Genomic DNA, 19,615 nt, shown 5'->3' on the forward strand with positions numbered 1-19,615 from the left:
CCGCGCCGCCCGTCCGCGATCCCGCGGGCGGGCGGCGCGGCACCACCGAAGGAGCACTCCATGCGCATCGGCATCGACGTCGGCGGCACCAACACCGACGCCGTCCTGCTCGACGACGCCCCGGCCGGCGGAGTCCGGGTACTGGCCGCCGTCAAGTCCGCGACCACCGACGACGTCACCTCCGGCATCGTCGGCGCGCTCACCGGCCTGCAGGCCGACCACCCGTTCTCCCCCACCGACGTCGACGCCGTGATGATCGGGACGACGCACTTCGTCAACGCCCTGGTCGAGGCCCGCCGCCTCGCCCCCACCGCGGCGCTGCGCCTGGGCCTGCCCGCCACCGCGGCGCTGCCGCCGATGGTCGACTGGCCGCAGCGGCTGGTCGACGCGATCGCCGGGCGCGGCTACCTCGCCCACGGCGGCCACGAGTTCGACGGCCGCCGGATCTCCCCGCTCGACCCGGACGAACTGCGTCGCCACGCCGCGGACATGGCCGCGCACGGCGTCCGTTCGGTCGCGATCTCCTCGGTGTTCTCCCCGGTGACCAGCGAGTGCGAGCTGGCCGCGGCGGAGATCATCGCCGAGGAGCTGGGCCAGGACGTCCCGATCTCGCTGTCCCACGAGATCGGTCGGGTCGGGCTGCTGGAGCGGGAGAACGCGACGATCGTCAACGCCGCGCTGCGCGAGCTCGCCGCGCACATCGTCGACGCGCTCGCCGGGGCGGTGCAGGGCCAGGGCATCACGGCGCCGCTGTACCTGTCGCAGAACGACGGCACACTGATGGACGTCGGCTACACCCGTCGCTACCCGGTGGCGACGTTCGCCTCGGGTCCGACCAACTCGATGCGCGGTGCCGCCGTGCTGTCCGGGCTGGGCACCTGCGCGGTCGTCGACGTCGGCGGCACCACCTCCGACGTCGGTGTGCTGACCGCCGGCTTCCCGCGGGAGGCCGCCGTCGAGGTCAGCGTGGCCGGGGTGCGCACCAACTTCCGGATGCCCGACGTGCTCAGCGTCGGCATCGGCGGCGGCTCCCTGGTCCGCACCGGCGAGCCCGGACGGTCCGAGGGGCCCACCGTCGGCCCGGACTCGGTCGGCTACCGGCTCACCGAGCGGGCGCTGGTGTTCGGCGGCGACACCCTGACCGCGACCGACATCGCCGTCGCGGCGGGCCGGGCCGACATCGGCGACCGCTCCCTGGTCGCCGGGCTGTCCCGGGAGCTGGTGACCGCGGCGCTGGACCGGATCGCCACCGACGTCGCCGACGTCGTGGACCGGATGCGGATCTCCGCCGACCCGCTGCCGGTGGTCGCCGTCGGCGGCGGCTCGGTGCTGCTGCCCGACGCCTTCCCCGGGCTGGGCGCGGTGCACCGCCCGGAGAACTTCGCCGTCGCCAACGCGATCGGCGCGGCGATCGCGCAGGTCGGTGGGGAGGTCGACCGGGTGTACGCGATCGAGCCGGGACGCCGCGACGCCGTCGTCGACGCCGCCAAGCAGGAGGCGGTCGACCGTGCGGTCGCCTCCGGCGCCGACCCCGGCTCCGTCGCGCTCGTCGACTTCGACGAGGTCCCCATCCCCTACCTGCCCGGCAACGCGACCCGCATCCGCGCCAAGGCGGTCGGCGACCTGCGTCTGGAGCGGAGGGTGACCCGGTGACCGGCGTGCTGACCGTCGAGGACCTGCCCGCGCTCGCCCGCGGTGCCGCGCTGCTGGGGACCGGCGGCGGTGGTGACCCCTACCTGGGACGGCTGCTGGCCCAGCGGGCGCTGCGCGAGCACGGGCCGGTGCCGCTCGTCGACCCCGCCGACCTGCCCGACGACGCCGCCGTGTTCGTCGTCGCGCAGATGGGGGCGCCGACGGTGAGCGTGGAGAAGCTGCCCGCCTACGACGAGATCGGCCGCGCGGTCACCGCGCTCGCCGGGCACCTGGGGGTCACCCCCACCCACGTCGCGTGCATCGAGGCCGGCGGCATCAACTCCACGATCCCGGTGGCCGGTGCGACGATGCTCGGGCTGCCGCTGGTCGACGGCGACGGCATGGGCCGGGCGTTCCCCGAGCTGCAGATGGTGCTGCCCGGCATCGCCGGCGTCCCCGCCACCCCGATGTCGATCACCGACGAGCAGGGCAACACCGGCGTCCTGGACTGCCCCACCGCGAAGTGGGCCGAGGACCTCGCCCGCTCCATGACGATCACCATGGGCTGCACCGCGATCATCTCGAACTACCCGATGACCGGGGCCCGGGCACGGGAGACGATGATCCGCGGCACCCTCGGGCTCTGCGTGCGCATCGGGCGTGCCATCGCCGGGGCCCGGGCCGGGCTCACCGACCCGGTCGCCGCGGCCGCCGCCGAGATCGGCGGACGCGTGGTGCACACCGGGAAGGTCGTCGACGTGCAGCGGCGCACCACCACCGGGTTCGCCCGCGGGACGGCGACGCTGTCCGGTGGGTGCGTCCTGCACTTCCAGAACGAGCACCTGATCGCCGAGGTCGACGGCGCGACGGTCGTCACCACCCCGGACCTGATCATGGTGCTGGACACCGCGACCGGGGAGCCGGTGACCACCGAGGGGCTGCGCTTCGGGCACCGGGTCAGCGTGCTCGCCGCCCCCGCGGACCCCCGCTGGCACACCCCGGAGGCGATCGCCGTCGTCGGACCGCGGTACTTCGGCTACGACACCGACCCGGTACGGGTCGCAGGCAACACCGACCCCGTGCGGGTCCACGACACCGTGACGGACGGAGCGCCGGTATGAGCTGGACCCTGACCCCCGACGACCTGCCCGACCTCGCCCGCGGCGCCGCGCTGCTCGGGACCGGCGGCGGCGGGGACCCCTACATCGGGCGGCTCATGGTGGAGCAGGCGATGCGCGAGCACGGGCCGGTCACCGTGCTCGACCCGGCCGATCCGGCCGACCTGCCGGAGGAGATGTTCGTCATCGCGACGGCAATGATGGGCGCGCCCACGGTGATGATCGAGAAGATCCCGCGCGGCGACGAGCCGGTGCTCGCCCTGCGCCGCCTGGAGCAGCACCTCGGGCGCACCGCGGACGCGACCATCCCGATGGAGTGCGGCGGCATCAACTCGATGATCCCGCTGCTCGTCGCGGCCCGGACCGGGCTGCCGGTGATCGACGGCGACGGCATGGGCCGGGCGTTTCCGGAGCTGCAGATGGAGACCTTCGGGGTGTACGGCGTGCCCGGGTCCCCGATGGTCGTCGCCGGGGACCACGGCGAGTCGGTGCTCATCGACACCGGCACCGACAACCACCGCATGGAGCACCTCGCGCGGGGCGCCGCCATCCGGATGGGCGGGTCCGCGCTGATCGCGGAGTACCCGATGTCCGGCGCCGACGTGCGCCGCACCGCGATCCCGCACACCCTCACCCTGGCGCTGCGGCTGGGCCGGGCGATCCGGGAGGCGCGCGAGCAGCTCGGGGACCCGGTCGCGGCGATCGCCGACACGCTCGCGCCGACGCTCTACCGGCACCTGCGGGTGCTGTTCGCCGGCAAGGTCACCGACGTCGAGCGGCGCACCGTCGACGGGTTCGCCCGCGGCACCGCCCGGTTCACCGCGTTCGACGGCGGCTCGGAGCTCCGCACGGTCTTCCAGAACGAGACCCTGGTCGCCACCGTCGACGACACCACCGTCGCGGTCGTCCCGGACCTCATCTGCGTGCTGGAGGCCGAGTCCGGGGAGCCGATCACCACCGAGGCGCTGCGCTACGGCCAGCGCGTCGTCGTGGTGGGGATCTCGACGCCGGACATGATGCGCACGCCGGAGGCCCTCGCGGTGTTCGGGCCGGCCTGCTTCGGGCTGGACGTGCCGTTCGTGCCGCTGGAGACCGCGGTCCCGCGGGGAGCGGGCGCCGCGGACCGGGTCTGACCTGGCAGCATCCCCGGCGTGGAGGTGACCGCGGGAGACGTCGACGCCCTCGTCACCGGGGTGCTGCTGCTGGGCTCCGGCGGGGGCGGCGACGCCAGGGTGTACGCCCACGTGCTGCGGTCGGTGCTGGCGGCGGGCCCGGTCCGGCTGCACTCCCCGGCGGAGCTCGGCGACGCCCCGGTCGTGCCGGTCGGGATGCTCGGCGGCACCCGGGTGCTGGGCGAGAAGCTGCCCTCGGGCGACGAGCTGCCCGCGGCCGTGCGCGCTCTGGTCCGCTGGACCGGGGTCACCCCGGCCGCGGTCATGCCGTTCGAGGCGGCCGGGCTGAACGGCGTGCTGCCGCTGCCGCTGGCCCACCAGCTGGGGCTGCCGCTGGTCGACGCCGACCTGATGGGGCGCGCGCTGCCCCGGGTCGACCAGCTGACCCGGGTCGTCGCCGGGGGCGCGGTGACGCCGATGGCGCTGGCCGAGCCGGCCGGGCAGACCGTCGTCGTCGACGGCGGGGACGCGGTGTCGACCGAGCTGACCGTGCGGGCGTTCGTCGCCCAGGCGGGCGGCTGGGCCGGGACGGTGATGGCGCCCGCACCGGCCTCGGCCGCGCTCGGCGACGCCTGCCTGGGCACGCTGGGCCGCGCGCTGGGGCTGGGTCGCGCGCACGCCGGGCTGGGTGACACCCCGGCGCCCGCCCGCGTCGCGGACGCGCTCGGCGGACACCCGCTCGGCGGCGGCCGGGTGGTGGACGTGCGCCGCTCCCCCGTCGGCCGGTTCGGCCGGGCCGCGGTCACCGTCGACGCACCGGGCACGGGTGTCCTGCGGATCGAGGCGGAGAACGAGTACCTGCTCGTGCTCGCCGACGGCGAGACGGTGGCCGCGTCGCCGGAGGTGATCGTGCTGCTGGACCGTCGCTCGGCCGCGCCGATCGCCGCCGACGCCGTCCGCTCCGGCGACGACGTGCTGGTCCTGGTGCTGCCCGCGCCGCCGTGGTGGGCGGCCCGCCCGGATGCCGCGGTCCACGTCGGTCCGCAGGCGTTCGGGCTCGGGCCGCCCACGGCCCGCGGCGGGGCGGCAGCCGCGCGACCCAGGACGGGGGCGGGATGGTGACCGGCGGGCTGGGTCTGTCCGGGCTGCTCGCCCACCCCGACTGGGCCGCGGTGCGCTCGCTGGGCGGTCCCGTCCCGGACGGTGCCACGGTCGAGCGGGTGGTCACCGTCGCCGATCTGCACGCCGACCCGGGTGAGGTGCGGGCGGCGTTGCTGACGGTCGCGGTGTCCGCGCCGCGCGAGGACTGGCACCTGGACGTGCTGTTGCGCCGCGCCGTCGCGGCCGGGGCCGTCGCGGTGCTGCTCGCCGGGGACGCACCGTTGCACCCGGCGAGCCGGCTGCTCGCCGGGCGGATGGGGCTGCCGGTGCTCGGCACACCGGACGCGCTGGCCGCCGCGCTGACCGCGACCCGGCTGCTGCAGGAGCCCGACCAGGTGGTCGCGGCACTCGTCGGTCGGACGGCGGCGGTGTGCGGGGTCCCGCACGGCGGCGTCGACGACCTCGTCGCGGACCTGGCCCGGACCTGGCGGCGGCCGGTGTGGCTGCTCGACCCGGGAGGCTCGGTCGTCGCGGGCGCGGATCCGGCGGGCCCCGCGCCCCCGCCGCCTGCCGCCGGGTCGGCGCTGCTGGAGGTGGCGTTCGGTCCGGGCCAGCCGGACGGCCGCCTGGCCGTCACCGAGCCGGAGGGGGTGCCCGCCGAGACCGCGGCGCTGCGGGCGGCGCTGGCCGTCGCCGCGAACTCGGTCCGTCAGCGGCTCGCCGAGCAGCGGCTCACCGTGGAGCGCGACGCGCGGCTGCGCACGGCGCTGCTCGCCGAGATCCTGCAGGCCGGGGACCCGCTCCCCGCCGGGCTGCGACGCCGGGCGCTCGACGCGGGCTGGTCGCTCGACGGCTGGCACGCGGGCCTGCGGATCGACGTGCCGTCCTCGGTGGACGTCGTCGCGGCCCGGGAGCAGGTGCTGCGGGCGGTGGAGACGGCGCGGCTGCGGGCGGTCGTCGTCGAACAGGGGCCGGGGTGGAACGCCTGGACGACGTTCGACCACGAGCCCGTCGCCGGCGAGCTGCAGCAGCACGCGACGGCCGCGCGGCGGACCCAGTGGCTGTTGCGGGAGTCCCTGCCGACCTCGACCGGGGTGGGACGGGTGCACCGCGGGGCGCGCGGGCTGGCCCGGACCCTCGGCGAGGCCGGGGACGCGGCACGGCTCGCGGCCGAACGCACGACCAGCGGCCGGTTCGTCCACGTCGACCGGCTCGGCCTGGGGGCGCTGCTGCTGGCCTGGACCCGCACCGACACGTTCCTGCCCGCCGCCAGGTCGATGCTGGAACCCCTGCAGGGCAGGCCCGGGGACCTGCTGACGACGCTGACCGCCTACCTGGACGCGGAGTCGTCGCTGACCGAGACCGCGGCGGTGCTCGGGGTGCACCGCAACACCGTCGCGACCCGGATCGAACGGGTACGGCACGTGCTCGGCGTCGACCTCGCCGACCCGGACGAGCGCCTCGCCCTGCACCTGGCGTGCCGCAGCGTGCTGTTCCACAGCTGAACGCGGCTACGGCCGGAGGATGCGGCACCCCGTGGCGGGGGCGGTCACTCGTCGGCGCGGCGGGCGAAGCGGAACGGCCGGTCGACCCACTCGGCGTCGACCGGCCGCGGGTCGAACTCCCCGGCCAGGACCGCGCGGGCCGCGAGCAGCCCGGCGCAGGACACCGCGTTCACGATCTCCCCGGAGAACACCATCCCGAGCGCCTCGGCGATCGGGATCCAGCGCAGCTCCAGGTCGGCCTCCTCGTCGTCGCCCAGGTCGGGGCGGGGCTTCTCGACGAGGTCGCGCGCCAGGAAGATGCGGACCGACTCGTCGGAGAACCCGGGCGAGGGCACGACGTCGAGCAGCACCGACCAGTCGCGCGCCGACAGCCCGGCCTCCTCGGTCAGCTCCCGGTCGGCGGTGACCGCGGGGTCCTCCCCCGCCACGTCGAGCAGGCCGGCGGGGAGCTCCCACAGCCGTCGCCGGACGGCGTGGCGGTACTGGTGCAGCATCCGGACCCGCCCGGACTCGTCCACCGCGACGACGGCGACCGCGCCCGGGTGCTCCAGGATCTCGCGGGTCGCGACCCGGCCGCCGGGCATGACGACGCGGTCGGACCGCAGCGCCATGACACGACCGGAGTAGATGTCGGTGGCCGAGCGGACCGGGAAGTCGTGCTCACCGGGGCGGGTCACCGGGCCACCGCCCGGCGGGTGCGCAGTTCGATCACCCGTCGGACAGTAGTCGCCGGGCCCCGCCCGTGCGGGCGCGCGGGCCGTACGGGCCGCGCCCCGCGCCCGACGGCAGGGCACCCGACCACTGGAACCGGACCGCAGCACCGACGGCGGCCCGGTCCGGTCGGGGTCAGCGGACGGGGGTGCTCTCGGCCGGGGCCACGCCGTTGCCGCCCGCGCCGACGGCGACGTCGTCGCCCTCGGCCGTCTCGGCGTCGTCGGCGTCGGCGTTGTCCCGGCCGGGCAGGTGCACCGGCAGCCGGTCCTCGGCCCGGTAGCGCAGCGCCGCCTTCACGAACGCCGCGAACAGCGGGTGCGGCCGGGTCGGGCGGCTCTTGAGCTCCGGGTGCGCCTGGGTCCCGACGAAGAACGGGTGCTGCGACGACGGCAGCTCCACGAACTCCACCAACGTGCCGTCCGGGGAGGTCCCGAACACCAGGCCCGCCTCGGTGAGCTGCTGCCGGTAGGCGTTGTTGACCTCGAAGCGGTGCCGGTGCCGCTCGGAGATCTCGCGCGTCCCGTAGGCCTTCGCCGCGACCGAGCCGGGCTGCAACACCGCCGGGTAGGCGCCCAGGCGCATGGTGCCGCCCATGTCCCGCTCGCCCGCGACGACGTCGCGCTGGGTCGCCATCGTCGAGATGACCGGGTGCGCGGTCTCCGGGTCGAACTCGGTCGAGCTGGCACCCTCCAGGCCGGCGACGGTGCGCGCGGTCTCGATGACCATGCACTGCAGGCCCAGGCACAGGCCCAGGGTGGGGATGCGCCGGGTGCGGGCGTGGGTGATCGCGCCGAGCTTGCCCTCGATGCCGCGGATGCCGAAGCCGCCGGGGATGAGCACCCCGTCGACGCCGTCGAGCGCCTCGGCCGCGCCGGCCGGGGTCTCGCACGAGTCCGAGGGCACCCAGCGGACGGCGACCTTGGCATGGTGGGCGAAGCCCCCGGCCCGCAGCGCCTCGGTGACCGAGAGGTAGGCGTCGGGCAGGTCCACGTACTTGCCGACCAGCGCGATCGTCGCGGTCTCCCGCGGGTGGTGGACGCGGTCGAGCAGGTCGCCCCACACGGTCCAGTCCACGTCGCGGAAGGGCAGCCCGAGCCGGCGCACGACGTAGGCGTCGAGGCCCTCACCGTGCAGCACCTTCGGGATGTCGTAGATCGACGGGGCGTCCGGGCACGCGGCGACGCCGTCGAGCTCGATGTCGCACATCAGCGAGATCTTGCGCTTCATGCCCTCGGGGATGTCCCGGTCGGCACGCAGGACCACCGCGTCGGGCTGGATGCCGATGTTGCGCAGCGCCGCGACGGAGTGCTGGGTCGGCTTGGTCTTCAGCTCGCCCGACGGCGCCAGGTACGGCACCAGCGACACGTGCAGGAAGAAGCAGTTGTCCCGGCCGACCTCGTGGCGGACCTGCCGGGCGGCCTCGACGAACGGCAGCGACTCGATGTCGCCGATGGTGCCGCCGACCTCGGTGATGACCACGTCGGGGGCCACGCCCTCGGCGTCGGGCTCGGCCATCGCGAGGACGCGGTCCTTGATCTCGTTGGTGATGTGCGGGATGACCTGGACGGTGTCGCCGAGGTACTCGCCGCGGCGCTCCTTGGCGATGACCTCGGAGTAGACCTGGCCGGTGGTCACGTTGGCCCGCCCGGCGAGGTCGCGGTCCAGGAACCGCTCGTAGTGGCCGACGTCGAGGTCGGTCTCGGCGCCGTCCTCGGTGACGAACACCTCGCCGTGCTGGAACGGGTTCATCGTCCCGGGATCGACGTTGAGGTACGGATCGAGCTTCTGCATGGTGACGCGAAGCCCGCGCGCGGTGAGCAACTGACCGAGACTGGAGGCGGTCAGGCCCTTACCCAGCGAGGACGCGACCCCACCGGTGACGAAGAGATGACGGGTGGCGCGAGTCTGCACGGAGCTTCAGCCTACCGATCGGTCAAGGGGCGGCGGGAACCGGCCCCGCCGTTCCGGCCCCGGAACCGTAGCGGCCGGTGCCTCCTGCCTGTCGTTCGGCGAGTGCGAGCACGGTCGCGACCCGCCCGGCCCCGGTGCCGACGCCGTCGACGGTGGCGAGCCGGCCCCCCGGCCCGGCCCCGGCCGCCCGGGCGGCGGCGACGGCCGAGCCCTCCGCGGCGTCCCGCCCGGCCAGCACGGCTCCCGCACCCCGACGGTCGAGCTCGGCGGCCAGTGCCGCGGCGGTGCCTGCCGAGGCGTCGGCGTCCACCCCGGAGTACGCCGCCCCGGTCACGACGACGGCGAGTCTCCCGGCCGCGGGGCTGCCCTGCGGGGCCTCGGCGAAGCCGCCGCCGGCGAGCCCGGCGAGGACCGTGCCGGCCGCGTCCGGGGCGGGTGCGGGGCCGTCGGGCGGTGTCAGCAGCGCGGAGCCGAGCAGGCCCCCGGCGAGCGCACCGGCGTCGGTGGCGGTGGGGAGCTGCGCCCCCGACGGCAGCAGCCGCGCGGACAGGTCGCGCAGCTGATCGGCGCGGGCCGGGTCGGTGACGGCCGGGGTGAGCACGACCTCCCCCGCGACGCTGCCCCCCGCGGTGACGACGAGCTCGGCGACCGCGCGCGTGTCGGCCGGGTCGGCACCGAGCGAGACGACGGTCACCGGCACCCCGGTGAGCTTCCCGCGCACCAGGTCCGGTCCGACGCGGCCGGCGAACTCGTCGCTGGCGTGCAGCTGCGCGGCCAGGGCGTCGCGTTCGGCGCTCAGCCGGGCGATCTCTCCCGTGTCCGCCCCCGAGGCCGCGACGTCGGCGATGCGCTGCGGCAGCCCGACGACGGCGAGGGCGAACCCGGCCGCGAGGGCCAGCACGAACACCGCGACCAGGGCGATGCGGTGGTGGCGCCGCGAGATCACGCCGGGAACCATCCGGCGACCAGGGCCCGCACGCTCTCCAGCACCCCGCGCAGCCACTCCAGCACCGCCGGACCGCCGCCGGACACGAGCACCGCGACGACGACCGCGACCACGGCGGCCGCGACGAGCAGCAGCAGCGGCGCGAACGAGGTCCGGCTCCGGTACATCTGCGCGATCATCGCGCCGTCGACGACACTGCCCCCGGCCTGGAGCCGGGTCAGGAAGGTGGAGGCGTTGCTGCCGGAGCGTCCGCGGTCGAGGAACTCCCCCATCGACGCGGACAGCCCGACCGTGACGATCATCGAGGCGCCGCGGTGGTGGGCCAGCAGCAGCGCCAGGTCCTCGGGGTTGGCCATCGACGGGAAGGTGACGGCGCTGGCGCCCAGGTCCTGCACGCGGTGCAGACCCGGGGCGTGCCCGTCGGGGAAGGCCGGGACGACGACGTCGGCACCGCTGGTCAGCGCCTGGTTCGACACCTCGGAGGGGTCGGCGACGATGAGGTCGGGGCGATGGCGCGCGTTGAGCAGCGCGTCCGCCCCGGCCCCGACGCCGATGAGCACCGGTCGGTACTCCTTGATGTAGGCCTTGAGCTGCTTGAGCACGGCGAGGTGCTCGAACCCGGCGGCGACGACGAGCACCGGCCGTCCGTCGAGGGCGACGTCGACCTCGGGGACGCCGTGCCCGTCGAGCAGCAGCGAACGCTCCCGACGCATGAACTCGATGGTGTTCGCGGCGAACGCCTCGAGCTGGTGGGTCAGGCCCTGCTTGGCCTCGTCCAGGGCGTCGGCGACGGTGTCCTCGGTCTGCTCGCGGCCCTCGCACAGCGGCTGCTCGCCGGAGTAGAGGACGCCGTCGTGCAGCCGCACCCGGATGCCGTCCTTGACGGCGCGGAGGGTGTCGGGACCACAGTCGTCGACGAGCGGGACACCCGCCTCGACGAGCACCTGCGGGCCGAGGTTCGGGAACCGGCCGGAGATCGACGGCGCGGCGTTGACGACGGCGGCGACCCGGGCGGCGACGAGCGCATCCGCGGTCGCCCGGTCCAGGTCGACCTGGTCGATCACGGCGATGTCGCCGGGCCGCAGGCGCCGGAGGAGCGACTCGATGCGGCGGTCGGCGCGTGCCGGGCCGGTCAGGCCCGGCAGCTCCGGTCGGGAACGGTGCAGCAGGCCGGACAGCTTCATGTCGCGCACTGTGACAGGTGGGGCGCCCGTGACCACGGAGGCACGCCGCGTGAGACTGTGACGTCACTGGCCCGGAGCATTCCCCGCGCCGCCGGTCGACGGCAATCGGAGCAGCAGCCTGCTCACCCACAGCGACCACACACCGCCCGCCGGCTCACACTGGCGACCCGGCCCGGCAGCTCACCCTGGCCGTCCGGCCCGGTCGGTCTGCTCGACCGTCCGGCCCTGCCGATCAGCTCGGCCCGATCGTTCGCCCGGCCGCTCAGCCGGCCCGGGCGACCCGGCGACGCCGCGGCGACGCCGCAGGACGGGTCGCCGCGCCGTCCGAGCCGGTTCCCCGGGTGTCGGTGCCGCAGGAATCGGTGCCGCAGGAATCGCTGCCGCGCGGACCGGGAACCGTCCCCTCCGCCTGCGCAGTGGAGAGCTCGGTCTCCGCGTCCCGCGGGGGCCGGCCGCGCCGGGACTGCGCGCGCCGCGACCGGGCCTCGGCGAGATCCGCGGGGCGTGCCGCCGCGCGGTCGGCCTCGCGGTGCGCGGTCGCGGCGCTGAGCAGCTCCTCGGCGTGCGCGCGGCCGGTGTCGGTGTCGTCCATTCCGGCCAGCATCCGTGCCAGCTCCCCGGTGCGCTCCTCGTCGGTGAGCCGCCGCACGCTGGAGCGGGTGACCCCCGCCCCCGACGCCTTCTGCACCACGAGGTGCCGGTCGGCGTACGCCGCGACCTGCGGCAGGTGCGTCACGACGATGACCTGGTGCCGCGAGGCGAGCTGCGCGAGCCGGCGGCCGATCTCCACCGCGGCCCGGCCGCCGACGCCGGCATCGACCTCGTCGAACACCATGGTCGGCACCGGGTCGGCTCCGGCGAGCGCGACCTCCAGGGCCAGCATGACGCGGGACAGCTCACCGCCGGAGGCCCCCTTGTGCAGGGGCTGGGCCACCGCGCCGGCGTGCGGGACGAGCCGGATCTCGACCTCGTCGACACCGCTCGACCCGGCCTGACAGCGCCGCCCGCCGACCTCGAGCACCGGCCCGGTGTCGGCGGCGGGCCGCGGCTGCACACCGACCTGCAGCGTCGCGTCCTTCATGGCGAGACCGGCGAGCTCGGCCGTGGTGGCCTCGGCCAGCCGGGACGCAGCGGCGGTACGCGCCGCGGTGACCGCGGCGGCGTGCCCGGCCAGCTCACCGGCGAGTGCGTCACGGCGGGCCGACAGCTCGGCCAGCGCCTCGTCGGAGGTGTCGAGCCCGGACAGCCGTTCGCGGGCGGTGGCCGCCCAGGCGAGCACGCCGTCGGTGTCCGCGGCGTACTTGCGGGTGAGCGCCTTGAGCTCCGCCTGCCGGGTCAGGACGCGGGACAGCAGCTCGGGGTCGGCGTCGAGCCGGTCGAGGTAGCCGGACAGCTCGGCCGCGACGTCGGCGAGCACCGCGACGGCCTCGGTCAGACGCGGCCCGAGCTCCTCGAGCGCGGGGTCGCCACTGCCCTCGACGAGCCCCTTGGCCTGCCCGGCGAGCCCGACGGCACCGGGGGCCTCGCCGTCGTCCGTCCCGGACAGCGCGAGATGTGCGCTCTCCGCGGTGGCCCGCAGGTCGTCTGCCTCGGCCATCCGGCGGGCCTGTCCGACGAGCTCGCGGTCCTCCCCGGGCTGTGGGTCGACGGCCTCGATCTCGGCGAGCCCGTGCCGCAGCAGGTCCGCCTCCTGCGCGAGCCGGCGCGCGTTGTCCCGCCGCTCCGCGAGCTCGGTGACCACCTGGAGCCACTCGGTGCGGACCGCCCGGTAGGCGGCCAGCGGGACCGCGACCGGATCCCCGGCGAAGCGGTCGAGCAGGGCACGCTGGTCGGAGCCGCGCAGCAGCCGCAGCTGGTCGTTCTGCCCGTGCACGGCGAGCTGGGTCTCGGCGAGCCTGCCCAGCACCCCGTTCGGCACCGACCGCCCGCCCAGGTGGGCACGGGAGCGCCCGTCGGCCGACACGGTGCGGGCGGCGATCAGCGACCCGTCCTCGTCGGCCTCGGCGCCCACCTCCTCGGCCAGCTCCAGGGCACCCGGCGAAGCCGCGAACCGGCCTTCGACGACGGCCCGCTTCGCCCCGGCCGACACCCGCGAGGACTCCGCACGGCCACCGCCGAGGAGGTTCAGCCCGGTCACGACCATGGTCTTCCCGGCGCCGGTCTCGCCGGTCAGCACGGTCAGGCCCGGGTCGAGCTCCAAGGTCGCGTCGTCGATCACGCCGAGGCCCTGGATCCGCATCTCGGACAACATGCGTGGGACCATACGTTCGAACACCGACAGCGTTCGAGCCCCGACACGCAGCCGACACCGAACGGATGTTCCCGTGCGCCGAACGGTCGATCAGGCGTTCGAATCCGGTGGTGGGTTCCGGGCCCCGCGCCAGCCCCGGACGGGCAGGTCGAACTTGCGGACGAGCCGGTCGGCGAAGGGCTGCGCGGCCAGGCGCACCATGCGCACCGGCTCCGACGCGCGGCGCAGCTCCACCCGGGCCCCGGGCGGCACGGCGACGGTGCGGCGACCGTCGCAGTCCAGCACGGCGGACGGGCCGTCGGCGGACACCTCGATGGCGACGGTGCTCTCCGGCGCGATCACCATCGGCCGGGCGAACAGGGCGTGTGCGTTGCTGGGGACCACCAGCAGTGCCTGCACCTGCGGCCAGATCAGCGGGCCGCCCGCGGAGAAGGCGTAGGCGGTGGAGCCGGTCGGGGTCGAGCAGAGCACCCCGTCGCAGCCGAAGGAGGACACCGGGCGGCCGTCCACCTCGAGGACGACCTCGAGGATGCGGCCGCGGGTGGTCTTCTCGACGACGGCCTCGTTCAGCGCCCAGGCCCGGCCGAGGACCTGCCCGGCGGCGGTGACGACGGCCTCGAGGGTGGTGCGTTCCTCCACCTCGTAGTCGCCGTCGGCGAGCTTCTGCAGCGCCTCGGGCAGGGTGTCCTCCTCGGCCTCGGCGAGGAAGCCGACGTGGCCGAGGTTGACGCCCAGCAGCGGCACGCCGGCGTGGCGGGCGAGGTCGGCGGCGCGCAGCAGGGTGCCGTCGCCGCCGAGGACCAGGACCGCCTCGGCACCGCGGGCGCACTCGGGGCTCCCGGGGACCGGGACGGGCTCGTAGCCCGCGGGGACGTCGGGGTCCGCGGCGAGCTCGGCCCACTCGTCGGCGAGCACCCGGGTGCGCAGGCCGAGCCGCCCGAGCTCGCTCATCACGTGCAGCGCGGTCTTGCGGTTGGTGGGCCGCCCGGTGTGCAGGACCAGCAGGACGTCCCTCATGCGGGGCCGTCCGCGACCGCGGCCGCCAGCATCGGTGCGAGCTCGGGCTGCGCGGGGGCGACGCCGGCCGGCCCGTCGGCGGGCCGGCGCAGGTGCAGGAAGTACTCGACGTTGCCCGACGGGCCGGGCAGCGGGCTCGCGGTCGCGCCGAGGACCTGCAGCCCGGCCGCCGCGGCGGCGGTCGCGACCCCGTGCAGCGCTTCGGTGCGCAGACCCGGGTCGCGCACGACCCCGCCGGACCCGAGCCGGTCCTTCCCGACCTCGAACTGGGGTTTCACCATGGGCAGCAGGTCACCTCCGGGCGCGGTGCAGGCGGCGAGTGCCGGCAGCACGGTGCGCAGCGAGATGAACGACAGGTCGGCGACGGTCAGGTCGACCGGTCCGCCGATCTGCGCCGGTTCGAGGGCCCGGACGTTGGTGCGGTCGTGCACGTGGACGCGCTCGTCGGACTGGAGACGCCACACCAGCTGGCCGTACCCGACGTCGACGGCGACGACCTCCGCCGCCCCGCGGGTGAGCAGCACGTCGGTGAAGCCGCCGGTGGAGGCGCCGGCGTCGAGGCAGCGGCGCCCGGCCGGATCGACGCCGGTGAACGCGTCGAGGGCCCCGAGCAGCTTCTTGGCGCCGCGGGAGGCCCAGTCGGGCTCGCCGGCGTCGTCCGGGCGGACGAGGACGGGTGCGTCCCGGTCCACCACGGTGGCGGGCTTCGCCGCCGGCATGCCGTTGACGACGACCCGGCCGGCGGCGATCAGCTCGGCGGCCTGGCCGCGGGAGCGGGCGAGCTTGCGGCGGACGAGCTCGGCGTCGAGCCGGGAACGGGTGGGTCCCATCGTCACTCCCGTTCCGAGCCGGCGCTCAGCGCGCGGCCGAGCGCGGCGTGCACCCGCTCGAACGCGGCCGGGTGCTCGGCGACCGGACGGTCGTCCAGCGCGTCGAGCGCCGCGACGGCCGCGTCGACCTCGGCACGCAGGGCCGCGACCGGGCGGTCCTGCTCGGGCCGCGGGTCGCCCGGACGGGGTCCGGGTGCGGGAACGCTCATGGATGGTCTCCGGGGACGGGGTTCTGACGCCACGGTAGCCGACGGTCCCGACAGCGGCGGGGACGCGGCGTCACCGCCCTGGCGGCTCCGCCAGACCGAGGTCGGCCAGCGCCGCGGCGGCGGCCGCACCGTCGGGGCGGACGTCCTGGACGCCGTGCTCCCAGGCCACCGCGCAGAGCGCACGCAGCGCGTCCACCGCGGGTTCGGGACCGTCCCCGTCGCCGGAGAGCACGAGCGTGCCGCCGTCGACGGCGATGTGCCACCCGGGTCGCGGACCGGGGGGCAGCTCGTCCGGTGCACGGGTGAGCGCGGCGAGGTCGGCCCCGATGTGGGTGGGGCGCAGCTCCGCGGCGGCGGCGAGCAGGTCCGCGGCGCCGCTGACCCCGGTCAGGACCATCAGCGACGGGGCTCCCATGGCGTTGGCGCCCTCGATGTCGGTGTCGAGCCGGTCCCCGATGACGAGCGGGGCCCGCGCGTCACCGGCCCCCTCGCGGAGCAGCCGGGCGGCGGGCTTGCCCGCCACCTGCGGCTGCGCGCCGGTCGCCGTCCGCACGACCTGCACCATCGAGCCGTTGCCCGGCAGTGCACCCCGCTCGGTGGGCAGGGTGGGGTCGACGTTGGAGGCGATCCACAGCGCCCCGGCCCGGACGGCGACGACCGCCTCGGCCAGGATCCGCCATCCGGTGTCGGGCGAGTGCCCCTGGACGACGGCGTCCGCGCCGTCGGCGGCGTCGACGACGGCGAGTCCGCGGGCGCGAACCTCGTCGGCCAGCGCCGAGGTGCCGACGACCAGGACCCGCGCGCCCGGCGGGAGCTGCTCGGCCAGCATCGCGGCCGCGGCCTGCGAGCTGGTGCGGACGTCCTCGACGCGCGCCGGGAACCCGAGCTCGGCGAGGTGCGCGGCGACGTCGGCGGGGCTGCGGGAGGCGTTGTTGGTGACGTAGACCGTGGGCACGCCGCGGTCGGCCGCCCCGAGCACCGCCTCGACGGCCCCCGGGACGACCTCGGGGCCCCGGTACAGGGTGCCGTCGAGATCGGCCAGGAGGACGTCGTGGCGGGACAGCAGGTCGTCGGTCACCGGTCGCCGGCCCCGGGGTCCCGGCGCTGGTCCTGGTCCCGAACCGTGTCCTGGTCGGTGACGGGTGCGGTCGGGTCCGGCGCGGTGTCGTCCCGTCCGGTCCCGACCTCCGGGGCCGCGCTGCCGGCGCCCGCCGGGCTCTCGGGGTCGGACGGGCCGTCCCCGTCCACTGCGCCCGACGTGGTCCCACCGGCCGTCACCTGACCGGCGACGGTGTCGGCCTCGGCGTCCCCGCGGACGTCGTCCGTCCCGTCCTGGCCGGTCCGCTCCTCGCGGGTGCCGTCCCCGACGGTCCCAGCCCCGACGGTCCCGTTCTCGTCGGTCCCGTCCTCGTCGGTTCCGTCGACCACCGGGGCCTCGGTCTCGGCGCTGTCGGAGCTGTCGGCGGACGCGGCATCGGCGCGTGCGGTGCTCGTGGCACCGCCTGCGTCAGTGCCGGTCTCGGTGCGGTGGTCGTCGGCGGCCGGGGGCACGTCCTCCCAGCCGACGGTGAGCTCGTCGTCGGCGCCCTCGAGCTCGTCGCCGGTCAGCTCGGCGATCCGCGCGGCCGCGTCGGTCTCCCGGTGCGCGTCGGCGTCGTGGGCGTGCACGAACCACTGCACGGCCTCGGACTCACGGCCGGCGGCGAGCAGGTTGTCGGCGTAGGCGTAGAACAGCCTGGCGCTCCACGGGTCGCGGCGCGCCGCGTCGAGCTCGGGGACCTGGAGCCCGACGACGGCGGCGTCGGCCTCACCGAGGTCGCGCCGGGCCCCCGCGGCGACGATGAGCAGCTCGATGCGCTCCTCGTGGCCGAGGTCGCGGGCCTCGGGGCTGCGGGCCAGGTCGAGGGCTCGCTCGGGACGTCCGAGGGCGCGCTCGATGTCGGCCATGACGTGCACGTGTCCCGGTCCGCCGCCCATCCGGCGGGCCGCGCGGAACTCGCCGAGGGCCTCGTTCCACTCCCCCGCGTGGTAGGCGACGATGCCGGCGGCCTCGCGGACGACGGCGATCCGCGATGCCCGGCGGCGTGCGTAGCGCACGTGCTCGAGGGCCTGCACGGGGTCCTCGTCGACGAGCAGACCCGCTGCGACGAGGTGCCGCGCCACGACCTCGGCGGTCTCCTTCTGGAGCCCGCGCAGGTCCCGGCGCACACTCGGGTCGAGCTCGGCGGCCGACACCGAGTCCGGCAGGTCCGGCTCGGCGACGAAGGTCCGCTCGGCCGACTCCGGGATCGCCCGGCGCGGACGGTCGTCGCGGCCACGGTCATCACGGCCGCGCTCGTTGCGGCCGCGGTCGTTCCGACCCCGGTCGTCGCGCCTGCGGTCGTCCCGGCCGGCCCGCGGTCCACGGTCGTCCCGGCCGCCACGCGGCCCGCGGTCGTCGCGTTCCCGGCGCGGGCCACGGTCGTCACGGTCACGGTCACGGAGCGGACGACGCTCATCGCGCCCTGCGGGACGCTCCGCACGGTCCGCGCGGGGCCCGTCGGCGACGCCTGTCGTGCCCGCTGCGACCGGGTCGGTCCCGGCACGGTCGACGGCGTCGGCCCCCGCATCGCGGGAGTCGGTCCCGCGGGTGTCAGTCGCCCGGTCACTGTCGGCCCGGTCGCTGTCGGTCCGGGGGCTGTCGGGTGCGACGGTGCCCGTGCCGCCCACGTCGTCGATGCGCTCGTCGCGGCCGGCCGGGGCGCCGTCCGCCGCTGCGGACGAGGTGTCCGGTCCCGGGGTGCCGGTACCCGCTGCGGTGGCGTCGGAGGTGACGGCGTCGGAGGTGGCGCCGGTCGGCGAGGCAGGCTCGCGACCGTCGTGGACCGGTGTACCGGCCGACGACGGGGTCACGACAGAGGTGTCACCGGCCGGGGCCGACGACGGAGCCGGGTCGGTCTGCACGACGTCCTGGGGCTCCAGGGCCGTGGACCCCTCGACCTGGCGGCCCTGCGACGGTCGTTCCTCGCGGGCGCGGTACGGCCGCTCCTCCCGGGGCCCGCGGTCGTCGCGGTCGCGGAAAGTGCTGCGCCGGCCCTCGCCGCGGTCGTCACGACCGCGAGGGGCGCGGTCGTCACGCTCCCGGTAGGGGCCACGGTCGTCACGGCCGCCTGCGGGACGGCCGCCACGCTCATCGCGGTCGCGGAAGGTGCTGCGCCGGTCCCCGCCGCGGTCGTCACGGCCACGGGGGGCACGGTCGTCGCGACCGCCGAAGGAGCGGCCGGCACGATCGTCACGGTCGCGGGACGGACGGGTGGGCCGGTCCTCGCGGTCGCGGAACGAACGGCCGCCTCGGTCGTCGTCGCGCTGCGGACGGGGCCCCCGGTCGTCGCGGTCCCGGAAGGAGCGCGTACCGCGGTCGTCCCGCCCGCCGAAGGAGCGGCCACCACGGTCGTCACGGTCCCCGGCCGGGCGACCACCTCGGTCGTCGCGGTACGGGCGGCCGCCACGGTCGTCGCGGTCGCGGGCGGGCCGTCGGTCGTCACGTCCCTGGTAGGAGCGGCCACCACGATCGTCGCGGTCACCCGTGGGTCGTCCCCCGCGGTCGCCGCGGAACGAGCGGCTGCCACGGTCGTCGCCGCCCGAGAACGAGCGGCCACCACGGTCGTCGCGGCCGGAGCCCGGACGACCGGCGCGGTCGTCGCGTCCACCCCGGAACGAGTCACGGCGGTCGCCGCCACCGGACCGACGATCGTCGTCGCGGGCGGGACGACGGTCGTCGTCGCGCCGCGGCCGGTCCCGGTTGTCGCCGCGGAAGCCGCCGTCACGCCGGCCGGTGTCACGTCCGCCCCGATCGGTGTCGCGTCCGCCCCGGTCGGACCAGGAGCGTCCCTCGGTACGACGGTCGCCCGGACGCCCTCGGTCGTCCCGCACACGGTCGCCGCTGCTGCGGCCGGCCCGGTCGTCGCGACGCGGGCGGTCGTCGCCGTCACGGCGCCGTCCCCGCTGGTCATCGCCGCGCGACCATCCCGACCCGCTGCGCGAGCCGCGCCCCTCGCCTGCCCGGCCGTTGCCGGGACGTTCCCCGTCCGTCACGTGGTCAGGGT

15 protein-coding genes are annotated in these 19,615 nt (G+C 76.4%); 5 read left to right on the forward strand and 10 right to left on the reverse strand.

The features are described from left to right. Positions 1 to 60: 60 nt before the first annotated feature. Genes Ae331Ps2_RS26030 through Ae331Ps2_RS26050 form a run of 5 tightly spaced genes read left to right on the forward strand, consistent with a single transcriptional unit; the run spans position 61 to position 6,468 of the window. The gene (locus tag Ae331Ps2_RS26030; protein WP_075305879.1) at positions 61 to 1,653 is read left to right on the forward strand and encodes a hydantoinase/oxoprolinase family protein; all 1,593 of its coding nucleotides are present in this window, start codon (positions 61 to 63) and stop codon (positions 1,651 to 1,653) included. After that, a complete protein-coding gene (locus tag Ae331Ps2_RS26035; protein WP_075305877.1) occupies positions 1,650 to 2,753 on the forward strand; it encodes a DUF917 domain-containing protein in 1,104 nt (367 codons plus the stop codon). Before Ae331Ps2_RS26030 ends, Ae331Ps2_RS26035 begins: the two co-directional genes overlap by 4 nt. Then, positions 2,750 to 3,883 carry a DUF917 domain-containing protein gene (locus Ae331Ps2_RS26040; protein ID WP_075305875.1) on the forward strand — a complete coding sequence of 378 codons (1,134 nt, stop codon included), beginning with the start codon at positions 2,750 to 2,752 and terminating at the stop codon, positions 3,881 to 3,883. The genes Ae331Ps2_RS26035 and Ae331Ps2_RS26040 overlap by 4 nt, the downstream gene beginning before the upstream one ends. Positions 3,884 to 3,901: 18 nt before the next feature. Continuing rightward, positions 3,902 to 4,984: a DUF917 domain-containing protein gene (locus Ae331Ps2_RS26045; RefSeq protein ID WP_075305873.1), complete on the forward strand. Its 1,083-nt coding sequence runs from the start codon at positions 3,902 to 3,904 to the stop codon at positions 4,982 to 4,984. After that, positions 4,978 to 6,468 carry a CdaR family transcriptional regulator gene (locus Ae331Ps2_RS26050; RefSeq protein WP_083696018.1) on the forward strand — a complete coding sequence of 497 codons (1,491 nt, stop codon included), beginning with the start codon at positions 4,978 to 4,980 and terminating at the stop codon, positions 6,466 to 6,468. Before Ae331Ps2_RS26045 ends, Ae331Ps2_RS26050 begins: the two co-directional genes overlap by 7 nt. Positions 6,469 to 6,512: 44 nt before the next feature. Here Ae331Ps2_RS26050 and Ae331Ps2_RS26055 read toward each other — a convergent pair whose 3' ends face one another. From Ae331Ps2_RS26055 to Ae331Ps2_RS32235, 10 genes are all read right to left on the reverse strand, one after another. Then, the gene (locus tag Ae331Ps2_RS26055; RefSeq protein WP_020623249.1) at positions 6,513 to 7,145 is read right to left on the reverse strand and encodes an NUDIX hydrolase; all 633 of its coding nucleotides are present in this window, start codon (positions 7,143 to 7,145) and stop codon (positions 6,513 to 6,515) included. A 169-nt stretch (positions 7,146 to 7,314) separates the two neighbouring features. Then, entirely contained in the window at positions 7,315 to 9,093 is a 1,779-nt protein-coding gene (locus tag Ae331Ps2_RS26060; RefSeq protein ID WP_075305871.1) for a CTP synthase, read from the reverse strand. Between the two features lie 22 nt (positions 9,094 to 9,115). Continuing rightward, entirely contained in the window at positions 9,116 to 10,039 is a 924-nt protein-coding gene (locus tag Ae331Ps2_RS26065; protein WP_075305869.1) for a copper transporter, read from the reverse strand. Further along, a complete protein-coding gene (steA, locus tag Ae331Ps2_RS26070) occupies positions 10,036 to 11,223 on the reverse strand; it encodes a putative cytokinetic ring protein SteA (protein WP_075305867.1) in 1,188 nt (395 codons plus the stop codon). Before steA ends, Ae331Ps2_RS26065 begins: the two co-directional genes overlap by 4 nt. A gap of 262 nt (positions 11,224 to 11,485) precedes the next feature. After that, a complete protein-coding gene (gene recN, locus Ae331Ps2_RS26075; RefSeq protein ID WP_083696021.1) occupies positions 11,486 to 13,474 on the reverse strand; it encodes a DNA repair protein RecN in 1,989 nt (662 codons plus the stop codon). Between the two features lie 90 nt (positions 13,475 to 13,564). Further along, positions 13,565 to 14,491 (reverse strand): NAD kinase, encoded by a 927-nt coding sequence (locus Ae331Ps2_RS26080; RefSeq protein ID WP_075305866.1) that lies wholly within the window; start codon positions 14,489 to 14,491, stop codon positions 13,565 to 13,567. Next, positions 14,488 to 15,321, reverse strand: a complete 834-nt coding sequence (locus Ae331Ps2_RS26085; protein ID WP_020622953.1) for a TlyA family RNA methyltransferase — start codon at positions 15,319 to 15,321, stop codon at positions 14,488 to 14,490. Before Ae331Ps2_RS26085 ends, Ae331Ps2_RS26080 begins: the two co-directional genes overlap by 4 nt. Positions 15,322 to 15,323: 2 nt before the next feature. Next, the gene (locus Ae331Ps2_RS26090) at positions 15,324 to 15,530 is read right to left on the reverse strand and encodes a hypothetical protein (protein ID WP_020622954.1); all 207 of its coding nucleotides are present in this window, start codon (positions 15,528 to 15,530) and stop codon (positions 15,324 to 15,326) included. A gap of 70 nt (positions 15,531 to 15,600) precedes the next feature. After that, positions 15,601 to 16,608 carry an HAD-IIA family hydrolase gene (locus Ae331Ps2_RS26095; protein WP_075305864.1) on the reverse strand — a complete coding sequence of 336 codons (1,008 nt, stop codon included), beginning with the start codon at positions 16,606 to 16,608 and terminating at the stop codon, positions 15,601 to 15,603. Continuing rightward, a complete protein-coding gene (locus Ae331Ps2_RS32235; RefSeq protein ID WP_075305863.1) occupies positions 16,605 to 19,604 on the reverse strand; it encodes a hypothetical protein in 3,000 nt (999 codons plus the stop codon). The genes Ae331Ps2_RS26095 and Ae331Ps2_RS32235 overlap by 4 nt, the downstream gene beginning before the upstream one ends. Positions 19,605 to 19,615: the final 11 nt, after the last annotated feature.

It is taken from the genome of Pseudonocardia sp. Ae331_Ps2, from assembly GCF_001932405.1.
Lineage (GTDB): Bacteria > Actinomycetota > Actinomycetes > Mycobacteriales > Pseudonocardiaceae > Pseudonocardia.

Bases quoted from the DNA above. Each gene is read 5' to 3' on its own strand.
- Ae331Ps2_RS26085 (WP_020622953.1), bottom strand. From the start codon at position 15,321: ATGGGACCCACCCGTTCCCGGCTCGACGCCGAGCTCGTCCGCCGCAAG.
- Ae331Ps2_RS26040 (WP_075305875.1), top strand. From the start codon at position 2,750: ATGAGCTGGACCCTGACCCCCGACGACCTGCCCGACCTCGCCCGCGGC.
- Ae331Ps2_RS26050 (WP_083696018.1), top strand. From the start codon at position 4,978: ATGGTGACCGGCGGGCTGGGTCTGTCCGGGCTGCTCGCCCACCCCGAC.
- recN (WP_083696021.1), bottom strand. From the start codon at position 13,474: ATGTTGTCCGAGATGCGGATCCAGGGCCTCGGCGTGATCGACGACGCG.
- steA (WP_075305867.1), bottom strand. From the start codon at position 11,223: ATGAAGCTGTCCGGCCTGCTGCACCGTTCCCGACCGGAGCTGCCGGGC.
- Ae331Ps2_RS26030 (WP_075305879.1), top strand. From the start codon at position 61: ATGCGCATCGGCATCGACGTCGGCGGCACCAACACCGACGCCGTCCTG.
- Ae331Ps2_RS26080 (WP_075305866.1), bottom strand. From the start codon at position 14,491: ATGAGGGACGTCCTGCTGGTCCTGCACACCGGGCGGCCCACCAACCGC.
- Ae331Ps2_RS26090 (WP_020622954.1), bottom strand. From the start codon at position 15,530: ATGAGCGTTCCCGCACCCGGACCCCGTCCGGGCGACCCGCGGCCCGAG.